Raw genomic sequence first — 25,408 nt, 5'->3', positions numbered from 1 at the left:
CGCCCTGACGCAGATCATCCGGGCAGTGGAAGCAGCATGATCGGGCCTGGGACGGGCGTTCGGGTCTATCTTGCTTGCGGGATCACGGACATGCGCAAAGGAATAGAAGGCCTGGCAGCCCTTGCACCTGCGCCAGAAGCCAACGGGTGGCGCGGTATTTGCCTTTCGGGGCAAACGAGGCGATCGATTGAAGCTGCTGTATTTTGATGGCCAAGGCTTCTGTCTGTACTACAAGATCTTGCAGAAAGGTCGATTCCCATGGCCTTCGGCGTCCGACGGGACGGCGCGACTGACGTCGGCCCAACTGGCGATGTTGTGGGAAGGGATCGATTGGCGTCGTCCGGATTGGGGAGCGCCACCGGCTCGTGTCGGGTGATTTTATCCCTCTGAAACCACTCGTTTTTATGGCAATTTACCCTGACTTGTGGTAGTCAGGATCATGTCAAACGCGACGGCAAATCTTCCGGACGATCCAGCCTTTCTCAAGGCAATGATCACCGCGTTGCAGGCGGAAAACGCGAAGATGTCGGCGACGTTGCAGGCGCACGACCAGTTAATCCAAACACTGCGGCTACGCATCGCCAAGCTGAAGAAACAGGTCTTCGGCAAGTCTTCCGAAAAGATCGAGCGTGAAATCGAGCAGTTGGAACTGGCGCTTGAGGATCTGTTGATCGCCGCCGCTGAAGGCAGTACGTCCCCGATCGATGAAGCCGATGAGACCGCGTCTGTTGTGCCCCTGGCGGATGCGTCGGAAAAGATCATGCGCCGACGCCCACGAGTGTCGGACACGGCGGTCCGCGAGCGCCGCGAATTGGATCCTGGCTCCTGCTGCCGGAATGCGGCGGTGAGTTGCGTCTTGTCGGTGAGGACGCCAGCGAAATCCTCGACATGATTGCGGCTCAGATGAAGGTGATCGAGGTCGCCCGATTGAAGAAGTCCTGCCGCTGCTGCGAGAAGATGGTGCAGGTGCCTGCGCCCAGCCGCCCGATCCCTGGCAGCATGGCGGGCGCTGGCCTCCTGGCGTACATTCTGGTCTCGAAGTTCGATGACCATTTGCCGCTATACCGCCTGAACGAGATCTTCGCCCGTATGGGTGTCGACATTCCCGACAGCACGATGGTCGATTGGTGTGGTCGCGCCATGCAGGTCCTTCAGCCTCTCATCGCACGGATCGAAGCTGCAATCATGGCAAGCGACCTGCTCCATGCGGACGATACCCCGATCCGGGTGCTTGATCGCTCGCTGCGAGACAAGGGCTTGGGCAAGGGTGTGAAGAAGGGCAGGCTCTGGACGTATGTGCGCGATCAACGCCCGTGGGCTGGCACTTCCCCGCCCGGTGCAGTCTACTACTTTGCGCCTGACTGGAAAGAAGAGCACGTTCATCGTCACCTCGGGCAATCAAGCGGCATCCTTCAGGCTGACGGCTACAAAGGATACGGGAAGCTGTACTCATCTGGAGCGGATGGCCTCTCGCGCTTTAAAGAAGCTGCCTGCTGGGCGCATTGGCGGCGAGGCTTCCACGACATCTGGACATCGAACAAATCCGAGATCGCCCGCGAGGCTCTCGATCGTATTGGTGCTCTTTACGACATCGAGCGTGGCATCAACGGCCAGCCTCCTGAGATCCGGCTTGCCGCGCGTCAGATGCAGAGCAAGCCCAAGGCTGAAGCATTCCGCCACTGGGCCGAGGCTCAACTGACCCGCATTCCTGGCAAAAGCGATCTGGCTGCTGCGTTCCGATACGGCTTGAGCCGCTGGGCATCGCTCTGCCTGTTCCTCGAAGACGGTCGCGTTGCGATCGACACGGATGTTGTTGAACAGCCCCTTCTCAGCCTTTTTGTGGTTTAGGTGGCCTATCTCTCCAGGCTTCGACCATGGCTGCGTAGGCTGCCTCCGCCTGTGCAACGAGCTCCATCTCTCGATGGCGGATTTCCTTAATCCAGTAATCGCGGGCGGGACCAGCTGGCCCATGTGCTTTGGCTGCGCCGGCACGCAGTTCAAGCTTGCGCATCTTCATGGCAACAAAGGCGGGCCGAGCCCATCTGTACGGAGCTTCCTTGGTTAGCAACTGCCAGATCAGATTTGCGATCTTGCGCGCCGTTGCGACCGCCGCGACGTTGAGGCCTTTGCGGTCCTTGATCCGAAGAAAGAAGGCACGCAGCGGCCCCGGAACCGACGCGGCCGACCAGGCAGCTTCAATCAGCATCGTTCTGGCAATCGCATTGCCCTGTTTCGAGATGCGGCCATGGATTGCTCCGCGATCGCCGGACTGGCGCACCCGCGGGGTCAAGCCGAAGTAGCTCGCAAGCCGGTCGGGCGTCGGGAACCGGGAGATGTCGCCAATGGCGGCTATCACTGCCGTGGCAACCACGGAATTTATTCCGGCGATCGTCATCAGCTTGCGCGTGCGAGTGTCGTCGAGCGCAAGTCGCGCCATGGCGCCATCCAGCTTTTCAAGCTTCCCCTTCAGCCAGTCCAGTTCATCGAGATGGCGGGCGAGGAGGTCGCGCTCTGCCTTGGGCAACGGGGCCGTCGAGAGCCAGTCCCTGCCGCCTTTTCCGAACAGATGTCCCGAGTATTTCGGCACGAGATTGGCGTGGAGAACGGCCTGGACCCGGCTCTTCACCCGTCGCACTGATCGCACGAGCGCTGCGCGCTCCGAGACGAGACGACGCAGGTTTAGGGTATCGTCATCCGCGGCCCAGACCTCTGGCAAGAAGCCGGCGGCATGAAGCTGCGCCAGAATTCTCGCGTCGACTTTGTCGGTCTTCACGCGCGCGTGGGCGATGGCCTTCACCTGAAGCGGGTTCGCGATAACGACCTTGGCCACGAAAGGCGTCAGCAACCTTACGATGGCCGAGGTGTTCCCAGTCGCTTCCAGTATAACTTCGGCATCTTTTCGAAGCTTCTGCCCAAAGGCCACCACAGCGTCGTAATCCAGTTCCACCCGGAATTCTTCTGTGACCTTGCCCCGGTCAAAAACCGCGACCTGCGCAAAACTTCGATGCGCATCCATTCCGATCGACCGCATTCAAAATCCTCCATGTTGTTAATGGGGGAGTGCGCGGGCTGTGCGACATCTACGGATACGCGCTCGCAGCGCAGACGGGATAGTCGCAGGGGCGGCCAGATAACAACGCGAGCTCGCAGCTCAAAGTCAATTCGGCCTGCCCGCTTCTTCGCACTCCGACGCCCCTGTCCCGACACGACAATTCTAACATGACAGGATAGAATCTGCCGAGCGTTCGTGGGGCGCCGATGGCAACATGCCCGATAACAATGCCGCTGAGCGGGCCCTGCGTCCGATAGGTGTTGGAAGACGCAACTGGCTTTTTGCGGGAGCCGACACGGGAGCGGAAACGTTGGCACGCGCCATGACGATCATCGAGACGGCCAAGATGAATGGTCTTGACCCGCAAGCCTATCTGGCTGACGTGCTCGATCGTATCCACGATCACAAGATCAATCGGTTAGACGAATTGCTTCCGTGGAATTGGGCCCCTATTACCGCGATCCGCGCTGAAGCTGCCTGATGGCCACCATCACATATGTCTTTACCCTCAGCCATGTCGCAGAGATGCTCGGCGAGGACGTGGAGCTTCTGCAGGCGATCGTCTCGAACTCCGACAATCTGACATACGGGAGCATCATCAGTGTCATAGAAGGCGACGATGCATCGGTGACCGCCTTGACCGACGATGGCATCGACGAACTCACACACATGCTATCAGAGGCACGCAGGTCTCCTGCCACCTGGGCCGAATTCCTGGACGACTTTGAAATCCTGGCGGATCCAGATGCGATCGCTCGTATCAAGGCAAAATCTACGCGGTAACAACCGGGCCGTTACATCATATGGAAGTTTCTAGTTCCAGAGCTAGGCGCAGACATAGACGCTCACAGTTGGTGAATCGTCTGTCCGCAATACAGGGGCCAACGCTACCGACGCCAGATGGGGTCTGCTTGCCGCTTACCTACATTGGAATGGGTCGACTGGTTCAACCAACGACGCGTCATGCCGCCCATCGGAAACATACCGTCAGCCGAAGCCGAAGAGCAGTATTCCGCCATGCTGCACGAACCGGCTATGACTGCATACCTTAAACCAAATGGCCTACGGAAAACCCGGTGCGGTTCACTTGGATAGAAATGGCACCACTATGGAGTGAGCATTTTACATTCGGGCTTAACAAAACTATCAACTGTTAATCGACCCATCACACTCTCAACTAGAGCTTTCAACCCTTCACGCGCGCTCGCGCGACAGATTGTCCGTAGGTCTGCTAGGATCAAATCGTTAAGACGACTAAGCGTTAGATCGCCAACTTTCGAATAAAGCAAGAACCGCCCTTCCGTAACCCTTTCTTCAGCCGGAGCATATTTCTGAGATAACTCTAAAAATAGGCGAAGTTCTTCAGGTTGCTCAGCTATGGATTGCCTAGTCATCGCTAAGCGGAGCCAAAAGTTACCATTGGTCGGCTGACAAGACAGAGCTTGAACAACAAATTTATCTGCTCTGAGCAGCGAAGCGGACCACCCGTCGTAATCAGTTCGACTGTTTTCGTTGTCTAAATTTAACAGCAATATTGTCAGTGCCGCTTTGATGATGTCACCTCTGCATTCGCGGGTGCGCACTAGAACCTCTGTGCTCTCGGCCAATTTCTGAACCGTAATTCGGTCGACGGCTTCACCACTTTCAACTTTTGCAGCCGAGCGGAGAAGTCCTCCATATTGCGCGGTACGCCTAACTTCGCTGAAAGAATTGTAGGAAATAATTACTATAATGCAGATTAGGACACCGTGGCGAAGCGTCCTGCGACGAATACCATGCATCTTATTACTCGTTTGGAAGTACTTTTAGTACTTCGGGCGTCTTATTACTCATTTTGGTAGTACTTTGAGTACTCTGAATAGTAGTATTCCGTCGACCCGTATGAACGATAGAGCTTCATTTTTTCTTGGTCGACCTTATTGAGAATAACACCGAGACATTTACGTCGTATTTCATCTTCGTCGCTTAATAGCTGTCGAGCCACGCGCCGCGTCGTGCTACCCCATTCCGCTACAAATACAAAAGCATCGATACGCGAGGCAATTGCTCTAGCATCCACGACAGGACCAAGAGGCGGCAAATCAATTACAACGTAATCCGCTTGAGAACTGAATGTCGTCAGCAAGGATCGCATTGCGTTGGAGGCCAGAAGCTCCGACGAGTGAGGTATACGATGTTTGATGACCGCTGGCATGAAGGAGAGCTTCGTCCGCGGATTATGCAGAAGCAGACCCGAAGGTTCGACGTTTTCAACTAGTGCTTCAAGTAGACCCGCTTGCGCATGCCGACCGATTGCGCGGGTAGTGCCTGGATTACGTAGATCCCCATCGATCAAAATCGTTCGACTACCTTGGTTCGCAAGTAGTTCTGCGAAATTAATTGCGATCGTGGATTTACCTTCGCCTGGCAGAGAGGAAACAACACCGATTATCTTACACTGTTTGTTTGGCAGGGCTAAATCCGCAGCCAGTTTAGCGCTGCGCAAGGCCTCCGCAAAAGATGATAGCGAGTGATCGATCACGTAATTGGATATAGTACTCAATTTTACAATCGACTGAGGATGAGAAATCTGTTCAGCTGAGGCTATACGAGTCCCGCTAACAAGTGGCGCTGTTCCAAGAAATTCAAGACCCAAAGTATTACGAACATGATCGCCGGTTCGGAAGAATCTGTCGCGAAATTCGCGGAACGCACCTAGGCCGCTTCCAACTGCTGCTCCAATAACGCAAAATAGCGCCAGCACTACCCCCTTGCGGGGATGACTAGGAGCGGTCGCCGGACTTGCTCGGGTAATAATCCTAGCCTCCGTCACAGGAAAGGATTGCTGTTGAACAGCTTCCTGGTATCTCTGCAAAAACGTCTGATAAAGATTTTTATAAGTTTCCGACTCACGCTCTAGTTCACGCAACTGTACTTGGGTTTCATTCGCGGTCGCGCTTATCCCGGTTGCTTGAGCAACACTTTCCGTTAGGCTCTTCTCACGGGCTTTGGCAACATTCAAATCACTCTTGTAGCTTTCGGCAATACGATTCAGCTCCTCAAACATCAGCCGCTGGTATTCTGACATTTCGCTACGTAGCCGGATTGCCTGTATATGGTTAGCGCCCAGACGAGCGGTTATCTGAGCTTCCCTTTTAGAGGCATCGAGATACTTTTGCCTCAGTTCGTTAGATACTGTGCTGGCGAGGACGTCAGTCACTACAGCGTCACCTTGCCCAGACGCTATGATCTGCTGAATGCGCTGCAGTCGCGCTTCAGCCTTCGCACTGTCGGACTGGGCAACAATCAACGCGCTATTCAGCTCAGACAACTGCTGATCCGCAACAAGTACAGAACCCGCTGAGACTAGCCCATTTGCCGTCCTAAATTTTTGTACGGCCAAATCTGAATCAACAGATTTCTGCCTCAACTCTGCAATTCGATCCTGCAGCCAATCACTTGCCCGGCGGGTAGCGTCGTACTTTGAATTCAGTTTATCTATGAGATATGCATCCCCGAAAGCATTCGCAATTTTGGCGGCCAATTCCGACGAAGGGGATAGATAATCAAGCTTGAGAACGTATGTGCGACCGACCCGTGTTACATCAAGTTCCTCGAGCAATTTTTCAGCTGCAGCCTGCCGCTTACTAGCGAGGTCATTCTCCGGCACGTTGTCGGAAGCAAACCAGCCCGATACATCCGACAGCGACCTTATTGCATTTAATACCTTGGTTGGCAGCGATCCCGGTGTAACCTGAAATACGGGGTCTCCTACAAGATTTAGCTTGTCCACGACTGACAAAGCGATCGTATCAGAGCGAAAAACCTCGACCTGGCTAAGGACCGACCCCTCGTCATCAAGAACAGCTCCTCCGATGGAAGACAGTTGACCTGCTAGTTGAGTATTGCCACGATCAATAAGCACCGTCACGGATGAACTATAGTACGGGACTGCGGTTAGTAGGTAAGCGAAGCCAAAAATCGCGCCCACACCCATCGCGCAGAGTAGTACAAACCACTGTCGTCTTGCGACGCCAACAAGCGCCTCGAAATCAATCAAGTCCGAACTTGCAGATCTGTCCGCTTCATCAATAGGCGTACTGTGGAAATCCCTGGTGTGGAGTTGCAAGCCCACTCACCCCTCTAGCCATGCGCTGAATAATTATCGGATGCGATTAGTTCGGGCTTATCAACAGCACCGTGGTTGAGCCGGCTCCCGCACCCGCAAAGAAGCGTGAACTCGCGCCAGCACTGAACGCCGAATCTCCTGCGGCAGTACCACCAGCACTTCCTGGCAGTCCATTCAAACCACCACCAGGCGTACCGCCACCGCCAATCGCGCCCGCGGTTGCGGCCGACGGTCCACCTGCTCCCGCTGCGCCAAGGGCAGCCGTCTGCGTCTCGGAACTCGCCCCCAAAAACGCTGTGACGAAAGCGGAGTTGCTTGCGCCCGCCACCGCCTCCTGAATACGAGCAGCATACTCAGGATTGACGGCCGCACAGGATCTGGCCGCCCGAGCTAGGCCCGCGCCTATTGCCGCAACTTGAGCAGGGTTTGCCTTTGACAAGAGGCCGATTATCGGCGCCAATGTTTCGGCGCTAGTGCCCGCCAGACCGCGGACCCGATTGGCTAGCGGTAAGCCCGCAGACGGAAACGACGCTAAAAGTCCTTCCGGATTTGACAGAAAAGAGCTCACGTCTGCCGCATCTAGCGCAGCTGGCGCCACGAAGCAGCTAGCACGAACCCCTTCCCCGGCGGCTACCGGTACCGACGTCATCGCCTGCGCAAAACCGTCGGCGCTTTGGCCGCATACAATCGTCGCGCCGAAAATAACGGCAATAAACCTATCAACTCTTCGAGCAACCATTTTCATCCTCGCGGCAAGGAGCAAGTTCCAACTTTCTTTGTATAGGATGCTTTTACGCCCAATACAAAGGCAAAATACGTCAACTCAAACCCCAAACCAAATATACTTAAGGCCTCAGTTCTCTTACGGCATCACGAGCGGCGACTGCGTCGGACGGCACCCCTGCTGCGGTTGAAGTAACCGAATTGAGGATGTTCAAGAACTTTAGGAGCTCAACCGAGTCCGAATTCGTGACGTAGATAATGTCCTTGTCCTGCATTGGAAATTTCTGCACTGCAAAGAACATCGAGGGATCACGGAGGTTCGCTCTAAAGATGACAGGAATTGACTCAGCGTTAAATCGCGAAACATCCACACCCAGCTTAGTCAGTAACGATTTGCTGACGACGCGGTACAGCATGACTTGCGAGGGGTCCGCTCGGGCATCCAGCAAGCCGCCAGCCTTGCCCAGCGCCTCACCAAAAGTCAAATCGGATTCCTCGAAATCGAACCGCCCGTTAAGACCTGAAGCTCCAAACGCCAAATAGGTTCGCCGCTCCCGATCGACTAGGATCGTATCACCTGGTGCGACGTAGATGTTTTCAGTTGGCGTCGCAACCAAGTGGTCATAGTGGATCGTCGCGCTGCGGCCACGACGCTGCAAAGTAATGTAGGTTTCGGTACCGGGTGCACTCAATCCGCCAGCCTCCGAAATCACATCGAGCACACGCTCCCCCGCCTCAGTCAGCTCCACCTTCGTAGGCTCGCGAACGTCACCCAGCACAGAGACTTGGGCAGACCGGCTACTGATCTTCGTTATAATTGCTTGTGGCTCGATAGCTCTGTTCGCTAACCTATTTTCAATGTCCGACTGAACATCCTCTACCGGGCGGCCGGCCGCGCGAAGGCGGCCAGCATAAGGTACACTGATTGTACCAGAGCGATCGATCGTCTGTTGCGGCAAAGATACATAATTTCCTGGGCGGCTACCTGCGTCGCTCGGAATAAACAAACCGCCTGATTGAGATTCAAAAATTGAAACTTGAACTACATCGCCGACTCCAAGCGGAAGCGACGGTACACTCCCTCGCCCTCCACCGAACCCTCCAGCTAGCGAGGTCGATACCGTCTCGGAAACGAAACGTAACAAAGCTTTATTTATATCAACGAGAACGTAATCAATATTAGCGCCGGCTTTCTTATCGGCAGAGGCGACTTTCACTGCCGCATCGGCTTCGACGCTGCGAACATTAGGTCCAGCACTGGGTAGTGAACTACATGCCGAAAGCGCCCACACGACTGGCAAGAGCAACAATGTGCTTTGAACGATCCGCAATTTCATCCCCTAAAAACCTTTACAGACCCATTATGCTATTCAAAACCTGAAAGCCAGCGCGATGTTAGTCACCTAGACAAAAGTTAGCTCACCGTCAGCCGACTGTTGCCGTGACGGCACAGTAAATTCATAACAACATAGTATTAAGAGCTACATAACCCACGTTGAATGTTGAGTGAGCATTCGCGCCCACTCACATAATGGTCAAGTTGGGCGCTTGGCGTGGATACCGTGTGGCCTGTCGGAAACTAAAAGACGCCTGACTTTGCGGGCGAGCGGAGGGATAAAGTTGCGGCGGGAGCGAATATGGCAGCGACGACCATCGCTAGTCCTGAGATCTGAAGTGAAAAATCAAATGCCGAATGAATGGCAATCAGAGAGAGAGAGGCCAGTCCAATCTCGGCACCCATTCGCATTCGCCGACGCCGTTTTAGTCCGAGAACAAAAATGCATGAAAGCCAAATCACAACGATCACGACCATCACGACGAAAAATGCTCCCAAGGACACCATGCCCTCCAAATACACGTTGTGCGCTTTATCCCATACACGTCCGATTCCGCATCCTGCATCTCGATAAGCTGGAAAGACCTCTTGAAAGCTTGACAATCCGGAGCCGAATGGGAACCGATCGCTTATAGCATCCCAAATTCCCGGCAAAACGCAGAACCGGGCATCGGCCACGCCTTGGACTTCCGCACGCAAAAGGACTCGGCCCGACAAGGAAAACACTGATAACCCTATCAGTATTGCGAAAAGCCAGCGCCTATAACGACTTGGACGACTTGTCGTCCTAGGGAGCCGTTTGTTTCTGTTGCCTGCGAACAAAACTACAAGGATTATCAATGCAATAAAGCTCGACCCGATGCCGGCTCGAGACTTTGTCAACATCAGTGCAACAAGGCTCGATAAAAGAAGCGCGGTGTAAAGCCCTACGATGTGTAGTTGCTTGATTGTAATAGAATCCGACCTTCGCCCGGAATGCAATCGCAGTAATACTCCAACGAGATCGATTTTTTGAAACTCTCTTTGAATCAAAGCCCATTCGATGAGGAGTACAAGTCCGAAAAACGTTGCGGCTGTGTTTCGGTTGACGAACGGAGCCGTAAGGCTGTCCAGATAGGCGATCTTGATCCCAAGCAATAAGGTATGCGGAGCTAGCATAAATTGTAAAATTGAACCAATTGAAATCAGACCGCCTATGAACGCGATCATCTTTAGAGCGAGCATTGCTCGCTCGTCGCTGCGAAACAACAAGAGTCCGCACACGAACACCCCAAGGGGCACAGTTATTCGCGAAAGGGCTGCCCAATCATCCGCAACTGTGACGGATATTGTTCTGTTCATCACCGAGGTGATTCCCAGCACGTCATCCCAGGCTGGGTGGGTGATCATTTCTGGGAGAAAGGACGCGGATTGAAATATCAAACACGTAAAGACGACGAAAATCAAACAAAACACTAAATAAATCGTATTAATCGCGGATTTTGGCATATCTGTGAATATTATATTAATCAATATTATGAAAAAGAATGGGAAAGAAAGCACGGTTGACGTATTTATATCCGACGCGCCGCGATTTAAAAGCGCTAATAGTATGCTACTAACATATATGCCAGTCGCCATATTGAGAAAAACTGGGTGAAATTTGTAGATTAAGTTCGGCGTGGTGGGAGAAGCCATATGGGTCGTTGACATGATTGTCGAGCGTCGCCTTATAGAATCGCAGGCTTGCCAATAGGCGGCCGCAGATAACACCTGTTTCCTTCACCTTAACAAAATTGCCTGCAAAGAAATAGTCTATGCATCACCGCTAGCACAGGCATCGGCGCTGGCCGCCTCGGTAAATAATTCCGAGACTGCCGCCGTCACGTGAATAACAGAGCATGCGACGAACCGGTGCCGTCGCAGAACTGCAACAACAGACATCTCGACGCTGTGACGCGACAATATGAGCTGTTCCTCGTCGCTCCATTGCGGCAGCCTCCTCCGGTGAAACCTCAAGCCGCTGCACCACCCCATCGGCCTGGAGCGTTTCCCTATTACGTTAGATCATACCGCATGATTGCCGCTTACGTGCAATCAAGGTGACGGATGCAGTTCACATGCTCAAAAGCGCAACATCGGCGACATCTGCCGCAAATCGGACGGCTGTTAAAACAATAAAGCTCACGATTATGCAAACTATCTGTAAAATGCCCCATATGTTTCCGTCTTGAGCGGTCAGAACGCCTCGCCCAAGCGCTTACAATTTCACTTTCTACGAAGCACAGTTTTTTCAATTTTGGAAATTATTTTTCTCATACGATTAGGCGCCACTTCACGGACCTCTTTTACCGCATCAAATGTCCAAGCCGGAAACACGAATAGGAGGAGTAAAAGATATGCTATGATTCCCAAAAAGACACCGAGTGCCAGCTGGAGCCAAACATTTACGTGGCCTAGAGCATACATCACAGAGACAACAATGCCGAACATTGCGGTGGCACAGGTCGCAGGTGCAGCAAGCTCTTTAGACATTTCGCTTACCGACAACTCAATACTTGGTGGCCGAAGGTAAAAATGAAGCCAAGCCATAACGACCGCCTGCAATACTACGGCTCCAGCAACGTAATCTTCCCCGAAATTAGCCGCCGAGCCAATTAATAGAGCGCTGATGACAAGCTCAACTAGAGCGAGGTCCCACAATCGGCGAGTAGCTCGATGAGTTTTGAAAACCATCACAAGCACAATACGGATTGTCACGGGGATTATCTGAAAACACAGAAGCATCATCACCGGGCCACTCTCCTGCCATTTCTCCCCGTAGAGGATACTTGTCAGCGGGAGAGATATAGCCGCGACACCATAGAATGCAGGAGCCACAACGAGAGTTAAAGCCGCAGTAATCTTCGCACAATTCGCAACTGCGCCGGCATTGCCCAACTTTGATAAAGTTGTGAGCAGCACGTTCGCGATCGGATCGACCAAAAGGGAATTTAAAACTTCAACGATTCTGGCACCGACACGATACACTGCCAACGACGCCGGACCGCCAAGGGTTGCCAAGGCCATTTCGGGGGCACGGGAAGATAAGTATGTGACAAGCCTCGCCAATACCAATGGAGCCGAATAAACCGTTATCTGACGTGCGTAGCTGAATGAAAAAAGAATTTTAGGGACGAACGGCTGTTGGATCACAAGAACTAAGGCAGCGCCCATAATACCCAAGACCCTTGAATAGATGAGAGCCCACGCCCCCCAACCATTGAGCGCCAACATTATGGCCACTACACCAGTAAGCAATCCACTTGCGGCGTTTCTCGTAGCTGCCACTTTGAACGCATAATTCCGGCGGATGATAGCAAAATTAAGTATTGTTCCGCAGCCAATTAGTATAGTCGGCGACATTGCTAGAATGTACGCGTCTACCGGTCCGCCATATATTGATTCCACTAAAGGACAAACGACCACGTTAAGAATTAATACCAATGCAAATCCGTAAACTAAAGAGAGCCAGAAAGCCGTACTCTTCGCAACGTCGTCAAGATTTTCCTCATCTTCTCTGATGAGAAAATCCACAATTCCATCCTTAAATAACATGCTAAAGACATTGATCACTAGGATCGCCAGCATAGCGAAACCAAACTCTTCAAGACTTAATTGTCGCGCTAATATGATGAAAACGATCAAACTTAATATTTGATTAGAAAAATTTGCCGCTGATAGCCAAAATATGCCAGCAATGGTTTTTATCTGCAGGCTCATCGGGCAAAGTCACTAAGTTGCGGGAAGAGCACGATCTTTTCGCTTTCTATATATGCCCCCACTCCTGATCGCTCGACAATCAACTGTCTAGCTCTTGTGCCAATTTCAGAAGCTTGATCGCCCCTCGCCCTATGAATGGCTCTGGCAATACTATCACTACTTACATCGTCAGAGAGATAGCCAGTGACTCCATCCTCTATAAGATCATTAATGCCCGGAATGTTCGTACCTATACAGATCATACCAGCACACATGCTCTCAATAAGCACTTTTGGAAGGCCCTCGTGGAGGCTTGGAAGCACGAAATATGTGTAATGACCCATCATATCTGCAACTTCTTGATTGTCCCGGCTCCCGAAAAATTCGACTTTTGCACCCGCATCAGCAGCGACCGTTTCGAGCTCACCCCGACTGTCCCCGTCACCGACAATGTGAAGCGTGAAATTCGCTTTTGCAACAGCTGCGATTAATGCCTTCAAATTCTTCTGAGGTGTCAATCTGCCGACGTAAAGAAGAGCCGAGTCGAATTTATAAATGTCTCGGCGGCGAAAAAGATTAGTATCAACATACGTGGGAATAAGTCGCACGTTAGCCGACGTCTTGCTAACCTTTCGAACATAGGCTTCAGCGGAGTTCGACGTCACAATAACGGCATCTGATGCTCTAAAAACCGCTAACTCCAACAGCCGAGCAATCGAGCCGGCCAATCTTTTGCCATTCATAAAATGGCGCTTTGATAGCACATATCCGAGCCGGATAACCAATCTGCGTGGAGTAGTTAGCTTCGCGATCAAGGCAGACCAACTACCACTTATCTGATTGGATTTATAAACGCTCGCTCTCCGCAACGACCCTTGATGGAGGATAGGGCCGAAAATTGAATACATCAACTTTCTACCCAGTATCGAGCTCGCCGGCGGTGGAAGGAGTTTCACCTTATCAGCGAGATGGCCAGACCTAAATGCCCTAGCCAAAACATGTTGGTCGGTGCGTCCATAAGTAAAGACGAGGACCTCATCGCAAACGCCCAAACTGATGTATTCTTCAATATAAAGCAATTCTCTTTCGAGAATTCCCTCCCCCTGCCACTTTTTAAGTGAACCGCCAAAGGACAGAAATAACGCTAGAATTCGTTTTTCGACCAAATCACCCACCCAATCGATGAAGCCTGTGTTAATGTTCAGCGGTACGAGCCGCGGTACTCTCAAAGTAAGGAGATTTGTAGATTTCTGCTACCACGGACTCTATTACATGGTCCCATGTCTGAAAGGCCCCCGCTGGGGCTGTGAAATGGTTCGGATTTTCTAACGCGCGTCTCAATGTCGCTGCGAGGGCAACGTCGTCGGAAGGAGCGAAATAGAAATGGTTATTAAAGCCGAGATCGCGGTTCGCATCGATGTCAGACAAAGCTAGAGGCACGCCCATTTGAATTGCTTCCAGGACTGAGTTAGACATGCCTTCGTGTATTGAGCAATTAACAAATACAGCTGCCTCAGCAAGCTGCCGTAACACGGCGTCACGCGGCAGCGCACCAGTAAAGCTGACATTGCTGAGCTTTCGTTCCGAGATATAATTGACCAGGCGATCATACTCAGACGTGCGGTCCGGCCCGCCGATTATACGTATTTCGACGTCCTCGCCTAAATGCTCCGCCGCGGCACAGAGAACTTTATAGTTTTTCTGTGCGGTAATTCTACCGACTGCGACAACAAGCCCGGTGGTCCTGAATTCTCTACCGCCTACGGGTTGATGCGTTACGCCATTGCGAATAACAGTGGATTTCACCCCGACGGTTGCAAGATGATTTTGAAGGGTCGGCGACACTGCAATAACGGAGTCCGAAAAAAGAAGCATTCGCTCAGAAAATCTGAAGAAGATCTTCGCTAATCGACCCCATTTAGGTAGATGATAGTCAATTGACCCAGTGCGTGAAACAATCCAAGGCCGCCTACCCACAATACTACGCAGTCTGATGATCAAACTTAAGAAAGCAGAGTTAATTCCCAGAAGAAGAACCGCATCGTATCGACCTGAAAGGCATTCCTTTAGGGCCCACACGTAGTAGAATAACTTATCGGTACGAAGAGAGCTCGATTTTGGCGCTTGAACTGCATGGACTTTCGAAAACCGAGGATCGACAATCGGCGCCAAAGTAATGATAGTGATATCGAATTTGGATTGAGCATGAGCGCAAAACTCCTCTGCAAACTTCTCGACTCCTCCTTCCTTCCCCCCGATCCCCCGAGCGCCAACCATTAGTAGTCTAGGATTACCGGCCAAGTCCAAGTCGCCTTCTTAACTTACGCATCCACTGTGGAGTAATATACAAGCTGACATACTGCAAAATCGTAGCTAATGTATACCGCACATCCTTTAACTCCGCAGCGTGAATTAGCCGCGCAGCAAAGGAGTATAACATCTGCGTTTTACGCTTCTGCACAGTGATAGAGTTCGGTGAATACATTCTATCAACCAACGGCACATCGATGCATGCGAATCGAGCCCCAGCACGGCTAAACCTCAAGTACAATTCATAGTCTTGAGCATATCGAAATAGCGGGTTATAATTTCCCAGATGTACTACCAATTCGCGTCTGTAGGCGACCGAAGATGCAACGATAAAATTCTTTCGCTTCAGCAACGAAACAATTGCCGATTGCTCTGTTGGTCCTTCGATGCTCCAACGATTCCCTGCCTCGTCCAAGCCATTCGCAAAAGAGAACACGAGATCCGTGTCTGGATATCTCACAAAGTGTTCACGCACTCTCGCCAACCGAGAACCAGAAGGTAGGTCATCATCATCATTTCTGATGATAATCTTTCCGCGAGCTTCATTAACACCGCGTATCAAGCTGCGGGTTAAACCTAAATTCGTCGAATTTGCTAATACACGAACTCGCTCATCGGATGCGAGGGCACCAAGTGAACCTGGAACGTCAAAGGATGGATCATCGATAACCAACAGGATTTCGAAGTCATTTCCATTGTCAGAAAGAAATCGACCTACCACATCTGACAGACGGGAAGATCCTATAGTACAGATCAATATCGAATAAAGAATCAATCAAACCTCTGTCTCTATGAGGACCAACAAAAACCACAATGACGGGCCAACTCTCATCAAGCCAACCCGCCATTGCCACCTATTTAAGAAACCAAAATGTCGCCGCTTTGAACAACGCTAGGAGCAAAATGCGCTAGAAGAACGGCGTCAACTCCACCACTTCCATCGGCATCATAGCTGAGGGAGTGGGACTTCGTGTTGTATACAAACTGCGCACCAGCACCATCAGCGATGCCCTGGGCGTTCGATACAAATAGTGCTTCGTCATCATAACCATCCGAAGCAAAGAAGACCAGTTTGTCTACACCTGAGGTAAAGTCACGGATGTAGTCGACCCCATTGTCGCCAGTCGCGTTGAAAATGAACTGGTCTTCTCCCTGCCCCCCGAAAAGTTGATCATTGCCCGCGCCGCCGCGTATATGGTCGTTCCCATCCAGACCAGCTATCTTGTTAGCACTTGCATTACCAGTCAGAACGTCATCGTAAGCGGAACCTTCGAGATTTTCGAAGTTTTTGAGCGTGTCCTGCCCGGCCCCACTCAAAGCTTGCTTCTCTTTGCTGAGATTAATTATAACGCTCGCGGCAGCATCTTTATAGCTCACGATGTCTACACCGTCGCCTCCATCTAAGTAGTCATTTCCTTCGCCACCGTTGATGACGTCATCGCCAGCACCACCGTTGATACTGTCGTTACCGCCCCACCCAAACAGCGAGTTATTACCACTATTCCCTTTTAGTGTATTGCTCAGCGCGTTTCCGGATCCATTCAAATCCTTCAAACCTTGAAGTTCGAGATTCTCGACATTTGGCCGCAGAGTATAGTCAATAAATGATTTGACTGTATCTACACCGCCGCCCACTTCCTCGATAACTACATCAGAAATGTTATCAACAACGTAAGTGTCATTCCCTTCACCTCCGATCATCCTGTCGGTTCCCTCTCCGCCATCCAGGAAGTCGTTTCCCTCTCCGCCCAGCAAGGTGTCGTTACCATCCCCGCCGCGGAGATTGTCGTTTCCAGCGCCGCCATCGATGATATCGTTGCCGACGCTCCCATAAACATTATCTATATTCGCATCACCGACGTAATCCTGTCCGGCGGTCATATTGAAAGTCACCATCTATCTTCTCCTTGTTTGCTAATCCAGCGCCATTCATTAAGTCGACGGCACCGTTATCGAGAAAATACACAATTTCTTTCGACACTCAATAAAATTTACGCTTGTTTAACTATGTTCAGAGATAAAAGCATGGCGTGTGATCTGAAATCTCCATTTCTTGGAGGTAATGATACCGGCTACATTTGTCCTCGAGCCAAACATCCTGCATTGCACGCTATGCGATCTCAGGCATGTCGCAAACATGTTGAATTTTAATTGCTATATCGGCGACTTTTCGACGCTTCAATGTTAATTTTATTGCATCATCATAACTGATAAAAGTATAGAAGCGAAAATCTAATTTCGTCACAATCTATCTCCAGGCACGGTGATCCTTTGAAAGAAATTATCTTTCTGAGCAGGTGCATACATTTAGGTCGACCTAGTTGGCTTCATGGCGAAATATTATTTTTTGCGAACACAGCGGAAAATGTCATGTTGTGAACACGAGAGTACATGTTGTTGCTATCGATAGAGCATGCTAATGTCTGCTAATTGCGTCGATGTGGCATTATTGCTTCCGAAGGCTGCTGACCTATCACCGCTCCCAGTGGCATAAGCAAAGAGGTCTTTTCCAATAATGGCGCGGTGCTGCGAATTCCGACCGTTTCGATGGGTTGGATTAGTCCGTGAAAGGCTCTTTATTGATAGAACGGAAGTGGTCCGGCGCGCCTAGGAACGCGTTCAATCGCTCAAAGATAAGTCGGGCTGAACATCCCGGAGTGTTTTAAATATGCGATTTGGTCAAACCTTAGTCACTTCCTCCGTTTTGCCGACGCCGGTATAGGTGAAGCCATGCGCCTCGACTTCCGGCGCACGATAGACGTTGCGCAGATCGACGAGGATCGGGCTCTTCATCACAGACTTCAGCCGTTCGAGGTCGAGCGCACGGAATTCGTTCCACTCGGTCACGAGAACCGCCACATCCGCGCCTTCCGCAGCCTGATAGGGGCCGCTGGCAAACTCGATATCCATCATCTGTTTGGCGTTTTCCATGCCTTCCGGGTCATAGCCGGAGACGATCGCGCCGGCATCCTTCAGCGTCTGGACGACGGCGATGGCCGGGCTGTCGCGCATATCGTCGGTATTCGGCTTGAAGGTGAGACCGAGCACGGCAACCTTCTTGCCGCGCACGTCGCCGCCTACCGCCGCAATGACCTTGCGGCCCATGGCGCGCTTGCGGTTGTCGTTGACGGCAATCGTCGTCTCGATCAGGCGAACCGGTGCGTCATAGTCCTGCGCAGTCTTGGCCAGCGCCAGCGTATCTTTCGGGAAGCAGGAGCCGCCATAACCCGGACCGGCATGCAGGAACTTCGAGCCGATACGGCCATCGAGGCCGATGCCGCGGGAAACGTCCTGTACGTCGGCGCCGACGCGCTCGCAAAGATCCGCCATTTCGTTGATGAAGGTGATCTTCATCGCCAGGAAGCCGTTTGCGGCATACTTGATCAGCTCGGACGTACGACGCGAGGTGAAGAGCAGCGGCGACTGGTTGAGGTAGAGCGGGCGATAGACTTCCGTCATGACAGCGCGGGCGCGCTCGTCGGACAGGCCGACGACGATACGGTCAGGGCGCTTGAAATCTTCGATCGCCGCGCCTTCGCGCAGGAATTCCGGATTGGAAACGACAGCGAAATCGGCTTCCGGATTGGTTTCCCGGATAATGCGCTCGACCTCGTCGCCGGTGCCGACCGGCACGGTGGACTTGGTGACGATAACCGTAAAGCCCTTGATCGCAGCAGCGATCTCGCTGGAAGCTGCATAGACATAACCAAGGTCGGCATGGCCGTCACCGCGGCGCGAAGGCGTGCCGACGGCGATGAAAACGACGTCTGCTTCAGCGACGGCTTCGGTCAGGTCCGTGGTGAAGGACAGGCGGCCGGCCTTCACATTGCTCTCGACGAGCGCGTCCAGGCCGGGTTCAAAGATCGGGATAATGCCCTTCTTCAAGGCCTCGATTTTTTCCACAGCCTTGTCGACGCAAATGACATCGTGCCCGAAATCCGCAAAGCACGCACCAGAGACCAGGCCGACATAACCCGATCCGACCATTACAACTCTCATCTAGGCCCCAACAAGGAATAAAGTGAAGTGAAATTACCTGGTAGCCTTATGGCGCACACTAGCAATTTGCAAGATAATTTATTGCGATGAAGACTGCGTTCGACTAATGTCGGACTAGGTCAATTTAGTTTACACAGATCAAAGACTGAGATTGCAGTTATATGTCCAACCAACTGATCTTTAAAGGCGTAGCGGATGGTTCGCTACGCAGTACTGACGGCTTATTCGAGCAATCGAAATCCGTTACCATTATACTAGGGTAACATTAATGGCTGGAACGGTCGGATTGTAAAATGGTGCTGCCCTATCTAATTCAAAGTGTCTGATGACCTTTACCGTCCACAATGCGTGCACCCGGGTCCAGCGGCAGCCTGTCGGAAGAGCCTAACCGGTTTTTTCGACTGTGAACATTTTAACCACTTCACGAGTAGGAAATTTACAAAAGTGTTAATAAAATATTTTATTAGCGGCACGGCAGGTTTCATCGGCTTCCATCTGGCGCGGCGCCTCCTGGAAAATGGCCATGAGGTGATGGGCTTCGATGGCATGACGCCCTATTACAGCCTTCGCTTGAAAGAAGCGCGCAATGCGGGGCTCGCCCAGTTTCCGTCCTTCAAGCCCGTCATCGGCATGCTGGAAGACAAGCCGCTTCTGGAGACATCCGTCGCCGAATTCAAGCCGGACGTGATGATCCATCTCGCCGCCCAGGCCGGCGTCCGCTACAGCCTAGAAAATCCCAAGGCCTATCTCGATTCCAATCTCGTCGGCTCGTGGAACGTGCTGGAGACCGCCCGTGCCCATGGCGTCGGCCACCTGATGCTGGCGTCCACCTCTTCGGTCTATGGCGCGAACCCGCAAGTGCCGTTCCGCGAGATCGACAAGACCGACGAGCCGATGACCTTCTATGCGGCGACCAAGAAGAGCATGGAGCTGATGGCGCATTCCTATGCGCATCTCTACAAGCTGCCGGTCACCGCCTTCCGTTTCTTCACGGTCTATGGTCCTTGGGGCCGGCCCGACATGGCGCTCTTCAAGTTCGTCAAGGCGATGATCGAGGACCAGGAAATCGAGATCTACGGCGAAGGCAAGATGAGCCGTGACTTTACCTATATCGATGATCTGGTGGATTCGATCGTCGATCTTTCGGCGATATTCCCAGGCGAAGACAACCGCGTGCCGGATATCGATACGCTGTCCGCGCAGGGCCCGTTCCGCGTCGTCAACATCGGCGGTGGCCAGCCGGCAGGATTGATGAATTTTGTTGAAACGATCGAGCGCATCATGGGAAAACCCGCCAAGCGCAAGATGCTGCCGATGCAGAAGGGCGACGTGCCGCGCACCTTTGCCAGCCCTGATCTGCTTGTCGCACTCACCGGTCGCAAGCCGGAGACCGGGCTGGACGAGGGCGTCAAGGCCTTCGTTCAATGGTATCTCGACCACCGGCACGAAATCGAATGATCTCATAACGGACGGAGGCGAGTATTTGCAGCCCTTGTTACAGAGGCGACTCGGTTTATACGTTTAGTGGTCCCCTAAATCGCCGGACACAACCTCCCGCGTGTTAAGTGTTAGGGATAATGCACCCATTATTCCCAGTCACATACCTCAGACAAAATCGCTGTCTGGTCGCGAATGTCGCCGTCGTTGAACGACTGGCGAGAAGCTCGCCATCGTGCAGGAAATCTATGAGCCCGATGTCACCGTCAGCACCGTTGCCCGACGGCATGGCATTCAGCCGAACCAGTTGTTCACCTAGCGCAAATTAGCGGCACAGCGTGCGCTGACGGCGACGGCATTGCAGGAAGAGGTCTTCCCGGTATCCAAATACAGAGCACGTCCGAACCAGGTGAGAGAGTTTCAGCGCTCCTTGGCAAAAAGACGATGGAAGGCTTAATCCTCAAAGAAGTGCTTGAGATAGCATCATGGCAGAAAAACATCTGTTGCGCTCGCTCTCGTTGCCGAAGGACCTGTGCTGACTGCCATGCGGATCTGTCGCATCGACTTGCGCACTGTAGTGGCGAGGCCATCGCCCATGTCGCGACAACCGAGGGCATCAAGAGCGAGGACGTCCAGGACCTTGTCATCACAGCTGTTGAGAACCGTTTCGGTCTCGTCAACAAACTTCCAAAGTCAATCGAATGGCTGACGGTCAAGGGCTCCTGCTTCATCGCAAAGGAAACCAAAACGCTGCTCATCGATATCGGCACGGAGCGTGTTCAACGCTCGTTCGCAGTCCCCAATCCAACGGAATGGCCGAGGCCTTCGTCAAAACCTTCAAGCGCGATTACGTCTCGGTGAACCCCTTGCCGGACGCCATGACCGTCATCGCGCAACTGCCCGCATGGTTCGAGCACTACAACACACTTCATCCTCACAAGGCACTCGGCTATCGTTCTCCGAGAGAGTTCTTGTCGAGCAGTCAGACGGATATGCGCAGCGCGGGGGCCGCCGAATGATGGTGTTTGACGTGGTAGACGATATCCAAGGAGCCGTGATCGTCGCCCTTCTGGCCGAACTCGGGCGAAACGCCGACACGATTGGCTTCGTCGTTCAAGGCGACATAGCGGCGGAAGGAAAACAGCTATTAGACCAGATCGAGAGTGCGAAAGTCAGTGACAGCATTCAGCAGTCATGGCCCGGCACAACGCTTCTTAACGGCTTTGGCAGGGTCTTGGAGTATCACATAAACCCATCGGTTCTAAAAGCTATGACCGACTTCGCTAGTGGATTATTTGATTGGTCCAAGAGGTCGTTTCCTGAGGACCTGTTCATGACGTCAGGAACAACAGTTTTACTGGAAACAGTTGGCCACGAGCGGGCGGCTTTCGTCCGATCTGAGGAGATGTCCCCCTACTTCAAAGCCTTGTCAACGACGGCATAATAGCCGTCTATCATCAAAGTCTCTAAACCGATCCTGCCCGGAATTTATGGGGCGAAGCTTGTCGATGTCTAGATCATTCGCTTGGCTTCGCGTTTACCCAAAGCATTGGATAGTGTAGCGCGTCTTTCCCTGATCACTCTAAATCATCGGCTGCGTAAGACGACGGCGACGATAAAGTCAGCCGCAGCCTTACTGTATGCTGCATCAACCATCACAGTCAGCAAGCGGAGCGCACGACCGTCATATATACCCAAACGGTCCCTAAGCGAGGCATTCTAAACACAGTCGGCGGATTTTAAGCCACCCAACTTCAAATGAGCATTGCAAAGTGCTTCTACGATCATCATTCGTCCAAGCCTGTTTTTCGAGAAAGGATTTTCAGGCTCAATAAAGACCGCCTCACCTGTCTGAACCGTCTCGCCATCAATACTAGGTGGAACGCTAATTATTCGCCCCGATCCCGTCATTACATTTTCTATAGTTAGTGCCGTATAAGCATCGCGCCGCGCTGGACGAGACCCGACCGACGCCAAAATCGATTTGAGCATAGCATGCGCCTCGTCCCCGACAACATCTTTCCGATAAACTGAGTGCATTCCTGGGCAGTCATCTTCTTTCAAAACAGGCTGCCTTGTCGCTTCATCCACAAAGCGATATTGCTGAAGTCCTGCCCGCGTATCTTTTCCCGGTATAAAGATATTTCTCCAAATGTAAAAATTGGGCTGATTACCGGTGCAGTTTACGAATATTTCCGAAGAAGAAAAGCCCGGATTTACAACGGCGTTCCTGTAAAGTGAGACTTGAGTGTTGGGGCTTATCCTAGGATTTCTGTCGTTGTTGTTGGCAAACAAATTATCACTGACAGTAACGTCGTAGACACCTGAACCAATTAGCATACCCTTCGAATGTTCGCCTTTTGGATGGCCAGCTCTACTTAAAGAATTTGCTATAAGTGAACTACGTATCAAGACGGATTTAGTTCCGGCATGGAACACACTTAAATTCTCATCAACTCCCCACTCTACTGTCAAATTTTTCAGTGAAACTCTCTCTATTGGACCATGTTTAAATGGGTTTCCCCCGATTGCGATTCCGTCTCGGTTTTCGGCCAAAGTCGGATTTGATGAGGGTCCGGTACGGATAGTAAGATGACTAAGGCAGACATCGTGCGTTCGCACCCTTAGCGTTGCTCCGATCAAACTTATGCCAGGATCCGGCGCACTCTCACCAGCAATGGTGATGAATGGTGTCGTGATCTCTACGTCGTCATCTAGAAATATACTGCCGCCGACGCGGAAAATTACAATCTTTGGTCCTTTTACTTCCAAGGCTACTAGCAGACCCGTTGGAGACCGAGGGTCCAAATCGTCAACATAGACAATCTTAGATCCTTGGACAGCACCGCAGTCGGACACAGTTACGTTGGTATCCGCGTCGTCACCCAGCACGCTCGATAACATAGCGCACCATATCGCCATTGCGCATGCAACGACTATATGCACTTTCATCTCATTACTCCGTTTCGCTTTTTCAGATAATGCGATAAATATGGCAAACTGGCCCAAACGAGCGTTCTAATGCTATGAAATCAAAATATCAATTGTCGCCTCAATCGGTTTATGGCATATCACTATTAATTGTTATGATGGTGTCAACTTACTTCGTACGACTAAGCATAGCGGGATTGCCAATCCGAATCCTAATATTACTAATTATGGTAATATTTATGTTTCTGCAAAGTCAAACTCGCTTCATAGCGGCAATAGTAAAAATGCACCGCATATTGCTATTGATAATCTATTTTGCGGTTTGCGCCACTTTATCAAGCTTCCTCAATGACGTCCCGTTCGAGTCAATTGTGAATCAGCTCGTTGAGATCCACTTCCAAGCTATAGTTTCACTGATTGCATTTCATGTTATATGCTCTTATTTAGGACCATCGAGGTTTTATGTGTATTTTTCGATCCCTATCGCGATTTCAGTGGCGATTGCGGCGATGCAATTTCTTGGTTTTACTCCAGCATGGTCTCTCTACGATGTCGTGGCGTCAGTCCAACCACAAAGTACGGAAGAGCTAGAGTTCCATGACCCACATTACCGCGCACTGGGCCTTTCTTATAGTCCTGTCCACCTAGGAACACAGATTTCGCTGGTATTTGCACTATTTTTTGGTGTGCTGGCGAGGCAGATCGGCAAACATAGCCTATTTCGTCGGCTTGGACAGCGCCGAGTGTTTGCGGCAGTCCTTCTCTTTGTAGTCGCCGCCTTGGTCAGCGGGAACCGCTCTCCCCTCCTCGGAATAATATGTTTCTTAGGGGTCTACCTGTTCCTTAGCCGGCCAATTCTAGCTACTCTATTTGTATGCCTTATACCAGCGTTTATTCTTCTTCAGCCTCTGGTTGTAGACATCTTAAACTCCACTGGAGTGCGCGCTTTCAACACTGAAAACAGTTCTGGAGAGGGCCGTGCCGCGTTGCGTGCGTTCGGAACCATGCTTTTCATTGATCGGCCCTTCGGGTATGGGCTAACTTTCGAAAGCACGCAATACTGGTGGAGATATTGGAAAGAGATCCAAGGATATGAAAATCCTGAGGCCATCACACTACACGCGTTGCATAACTTCTACTTGGTGACCTTGAACAAACACGGAATTTTAATGCTGCTTCCGCTGTATTGGGTTTTTCGAAAAATTGTTCGCAACGCGACCTCGCTCCTGGGCTTTATACCATATGCTATACATTGCTTTTACCACAATTCGGGCCCAACTAATGGCGACTTTATGTTCTGGTTTATTATACCAGTCTTCTCGATATACGCACTTGGGGGAAGTCAGCGTGTCCAAACAAATCCGGACCGTGTAATTCACACAAGAAGATTTGGTTATCCTCAAAATTCAAGCGGTCCGTAACTGCTTGGGCTCAGTCTGCTCAACGCGAATTCCTGAGCCTAGATGCCGGACCAGCGCTCAGCGACCTTTGCCAAATAAATGGCGGCAACCCACGATCACGAAGTTGGAATGGGGTCACGAGTGGACCGGCCCCAAAAAATATCAATCGGGCAACAGCCTTGGGCTGCTATGGTGGAATAGATGCTTCTTTAGAAGCTAGCGGTGTTTGTCCAGGCCGTGGACTCGTAATGGCGGAGAGTCAAACTAGAGCGGTTCCCTGTCTGACTGAATCGAATGGCTTTGCAAATCGCTCTGGTTCTGATTCAAGCTATCTGCCGATGGAGGTCGGCAGATATGTCGAAAGCCCTTTCCGTTGATCTTCGCATACGCGT

Annotated in this window: 17 protein-coding genes and 4 pseudogenes; 9 read left to right on the top strand and 12 right to left on the bottom strand. The window is 51.7% G+C overall.

All coding sequences use genetic code 11. From position 1 onward, the window contains the following. Positions 1–121: 121 nt before the first annotated feature. Complete coding sequence (gene tnpB, locus KX729_RS34070; RefSeq protein ID WP_312993311.1) at positions 122–376, top strand: IS66 family insertion sequence element accessory protein TnpB; 255 nt, start codon at positions 122–124, stop codon at positions 374–376. A 63-nt stretch (positions 377–439) separates the two neighbouring features. Further along, positions 440–1,827, top strand: a pseudogene (gene tnpC, locus KX729_RS32245) (IS66 family transposase); the annotation flags it as partial. A 1-nt stretch (position 1,828) separates the two neighbouring features. Here the strand turns inward: tnpC and KX729_RS32240 are convergent. Continuing rightward, positions 1,829–3,016 (bottom strand): IS110 family RNA-guided transposase, encoded by a 1,188-nt coding sequence (locus KX729_RS32240; RefSeq protein WP_219746534.1) that lies wholly within the window; start codon positions 3,014–3,016, stop codon positions 1,829–1,831. A 256-nt stretch (positions 3,017–3,272) separates the two neighbouring features. On the opposite strand from KX729_RS32240, the pseudogene KX729_RS32235 reads away from it, so the two are divergent. The 3 genes and pseudogenes from KX729_RS32235 to KX729_RS34745 form a co-directional block, all read left to right on the top strand. After that, a pseudogene (locus KX729_RS32235) lies at positions 3,273–3,533 on the top strand (transposase domain-containing protein); the annotation flags it as partial. Then, positions 3,533–3,835, top strand: coding sequence for a hypothetical protein (locus tag KX729_RS32230; RefSeq protein ID WP_219746529.1), 303 nt, complete (start codon positions 3,533–3,535; stop codon positions 3,833–3,835). The pseudogene KX729_RS32235 and the gene KX729_RS32230, both read left to right, overlap by 1 nt. Before the next feature lie 126 nt (positions 3,836–3,961). Then, positions 3,962–4,147, top strand: a pseudogene (locus KX729_RS34745) (hypothetical protein); the annotation flags it as partial. Between the two features lie 11 nt (positions 4,148–4,158). Here KX729_RS34745 and KX729_RS32225 read toward each other — a convergent pair. The 10 genes from KX729_RS32225 to KX729_RS32180 form a co-directional block, all read right to left on the bottom strand. Then, a complete protein-coding gene (locus KX729_RS32225) occupies positions 4,159–4,833 on the bottom strand; it encodes a hypothetical protein (RefSeq protein ID WP_219746528.1) in 675 nt (224 codons plus the stop codon). Positions 4,834–4,877: 44 nt separating this feature from the next. Continuing rightward, on the bottom strand, positions 4,878–7,124 hold the full coding sequence (locus tag KX729_RS32220) for a polysaccharide biosynthesis tyrosine autokinase (protein ID WP_219746533.1): 2,247 nt from the start codon (positions 7,122–7,124) through the stop codon (positions 4,878–4,880). An 881-nt stretch (positions 7,125–8,005) separates the two neighbouring features. Then, positions 8,006–9,220, bottom strand: coding sequence for a polysaccharide biosynthesis/export family protein (locus KX729_RS32215; protein WP_512699463.1), 1,215 nt, complete (start codon positions 9,218–9,220; stop codon positions 8,006–8,008). Positions 9,221–9,462: 242 nt separating this feature from the next. After that, positions 9,463–10,911: an O-antigen ligase family protein gene (locus KX729_RS32210; protein WP_219746527.1), complete on the bottom strand. Its 1,449-nt coding sequence runs from the start codon at positions 10,909–10,911 to the stop codon at positions 9,463–9,465. A 555-nt stretch (positions 10,912–11,466) separates the two neighbouring features. Then, positions 11,467–12,960: an oligosaccharide flippase family protein gene (locus KX729_RS32205; protein WP_219746526.1), complete on the bottom strand. Its 1,494-nt coding sequence runs from the start codon at positions 12,958–12,960 to the stop codon at positions 11,467–11,469. Next, on the bottom strand, positions 12,957–14,105 hold the full coding sequence (locus tag KX729_RS32200; RefSeq protein ID WP_219746525.1) for a glycosyltransferase family 4 protein: 1,149 nt from the start codon (positions 14,103–14,105) through the stop codon (positions 12,957–12,959). The genes KX729_RS32205 and KX729_RS32200 overlap by 4 nt, the downstream gene beginning before the upstream one ends. A gap of 28 nt (positions 14,106–14,133) precedes the next feature. Continuing rightward, positions 14,134–15,240 (bottom strand): glycosyltransferase family 4 protein, encoded by a 1,107-nt coding sequence (locus KX729_RS32195; protein ID WP_219746524.1) that lies wholly within the window; start codon positions 15,238–15,240, stop codon positions 14,134–14,136. Continuing rightward, positions 15,230–16,024, bottom strand: a complete 795-nt coding sequence (locus KX729_RS32190; protein WP_246618028.1) for a glycosyltransferase family 2 protein — start codon at positions 16,022–16,024, stop codon at positions 15,230–15,232. The genes KX729_RS32195 and KX729_RS32190 overlap by 11 nt, the downstream gene beginning before the upstream one ends. 83 nt (positions 16,025–16,107) lie before the next feature. After that, the gene (locus KX729_RS32185) at positions 16,108–17,145 is read right to left on the bottom strand and encodes a calcium-binding protein (protein WP_219746523.1); all 1,038 of its coding nucleotides are present in this window, start codon (positions 17,143–17,145) and stop codon (positions 16,108–16,110) included. A gap of 783 nt (positions 17,146–17,928) precedes the next feature. Beyond that, on the bottom strand, positions 17,929–19,248 hold the full coding sequence (locus tag KX729_RS32180) for a UDP-glucose dehydrogenase family protein (RefSeq protein ID WP_219746522.1): 1,320 nt from the start codon (positions 19,246–19,248) through the stop codon (positions 17,929–17,931). 450 nt (positions 19,249–19,698) lie between these two features. Between KX729_RS32180 and KX729_RS32175 the strand changes: the two genes are divergently transcribed. The 3 genes and pseudogenes from KX729_RS32175 to KX729_RS32165 all read left to right on the top strand — a co-directional run bounded on the left by KX729_RS32175 (position 19,699) and on the right by KX729_RS32165 (position 22,129). Then, the gene (locus tag KX729_RS32175; protein WP_219746530.1) at positions 19,699–20,706 is read left to right on the top strand and encodes an NAD-dependent epimerase/dehydratase family protein; all 1,008 of its coding nucleotides are present in this window, start codon (positions 19,699–19,701) and stop codon (positions 20,704–20,706) included. A 211-nt stretch (positions 20,707–20,917) separates the two neighbouring features. After that, positions 20,918–21,704, top strand: a pseudogene (locus KX729_RS32170) (integrase core domain-containing protein). Beyond that, entirely contained in the window at positions 21,701–22,129 is a 429-nt protein-coding gene (locus tag KX729_RS32165) for a hypothetical protein (protein WP_219746521.1), read from the top strand. Before KX729_RS32170 ends, KX729_RS32165 begins: the two are co-directional and overlap by 4 nt. A gap of 275 nt (positions 22,130–22,404) precedes the next feature. Here the strand turns inward: KX729_RS32165 and KX729_RS32160 are convergent, their stop codons facing one another. Further along, positions 22,405–23,637: a pectate lyase gene (locus tag KX729_RS32160; RefSeq protein ID WP_219746520.1), complete on the bottom strand. Its 1,233-nt coding sequence runs from the start codon at positions 23,635–23,637 to the stop codon at positions 22,405–22,407. A 218-nt stretch (positions 23,638–23,855) separates the two neighbouring features. Here KX729_RS32160 and KX729_RS32155 point away from each other — a divergent pair, with 218 nt between their 5' ends. Then, positions 23,856–25,037 (top strand): O-antigen ligase family protein, encoded by a 1,182-nt coding sequence (locus KX729_RS32155; protein WP_219746519.1) that lies wholly within the window; start codon positions 23,856–23,858, stop codon positions 25,035–25,037. Positions 25,038–25,408: the final 371 nt, after the last annotated feature.

The organism is Neorhizobium populisoli, assembly GCF_019430945.1.
Classification (GTDB): domain Bacteria; phylum Pseudomonadota; class Alphaproteobacteria; order Rhizobiales; family Rhizobiaceae; genus Neorhizobium; species Neorhizobium populisoli.
Note: the sequence above shows the minus strand (reverse complement) of the source record. Positions and strands in the feature narration are given on the sequence as shown.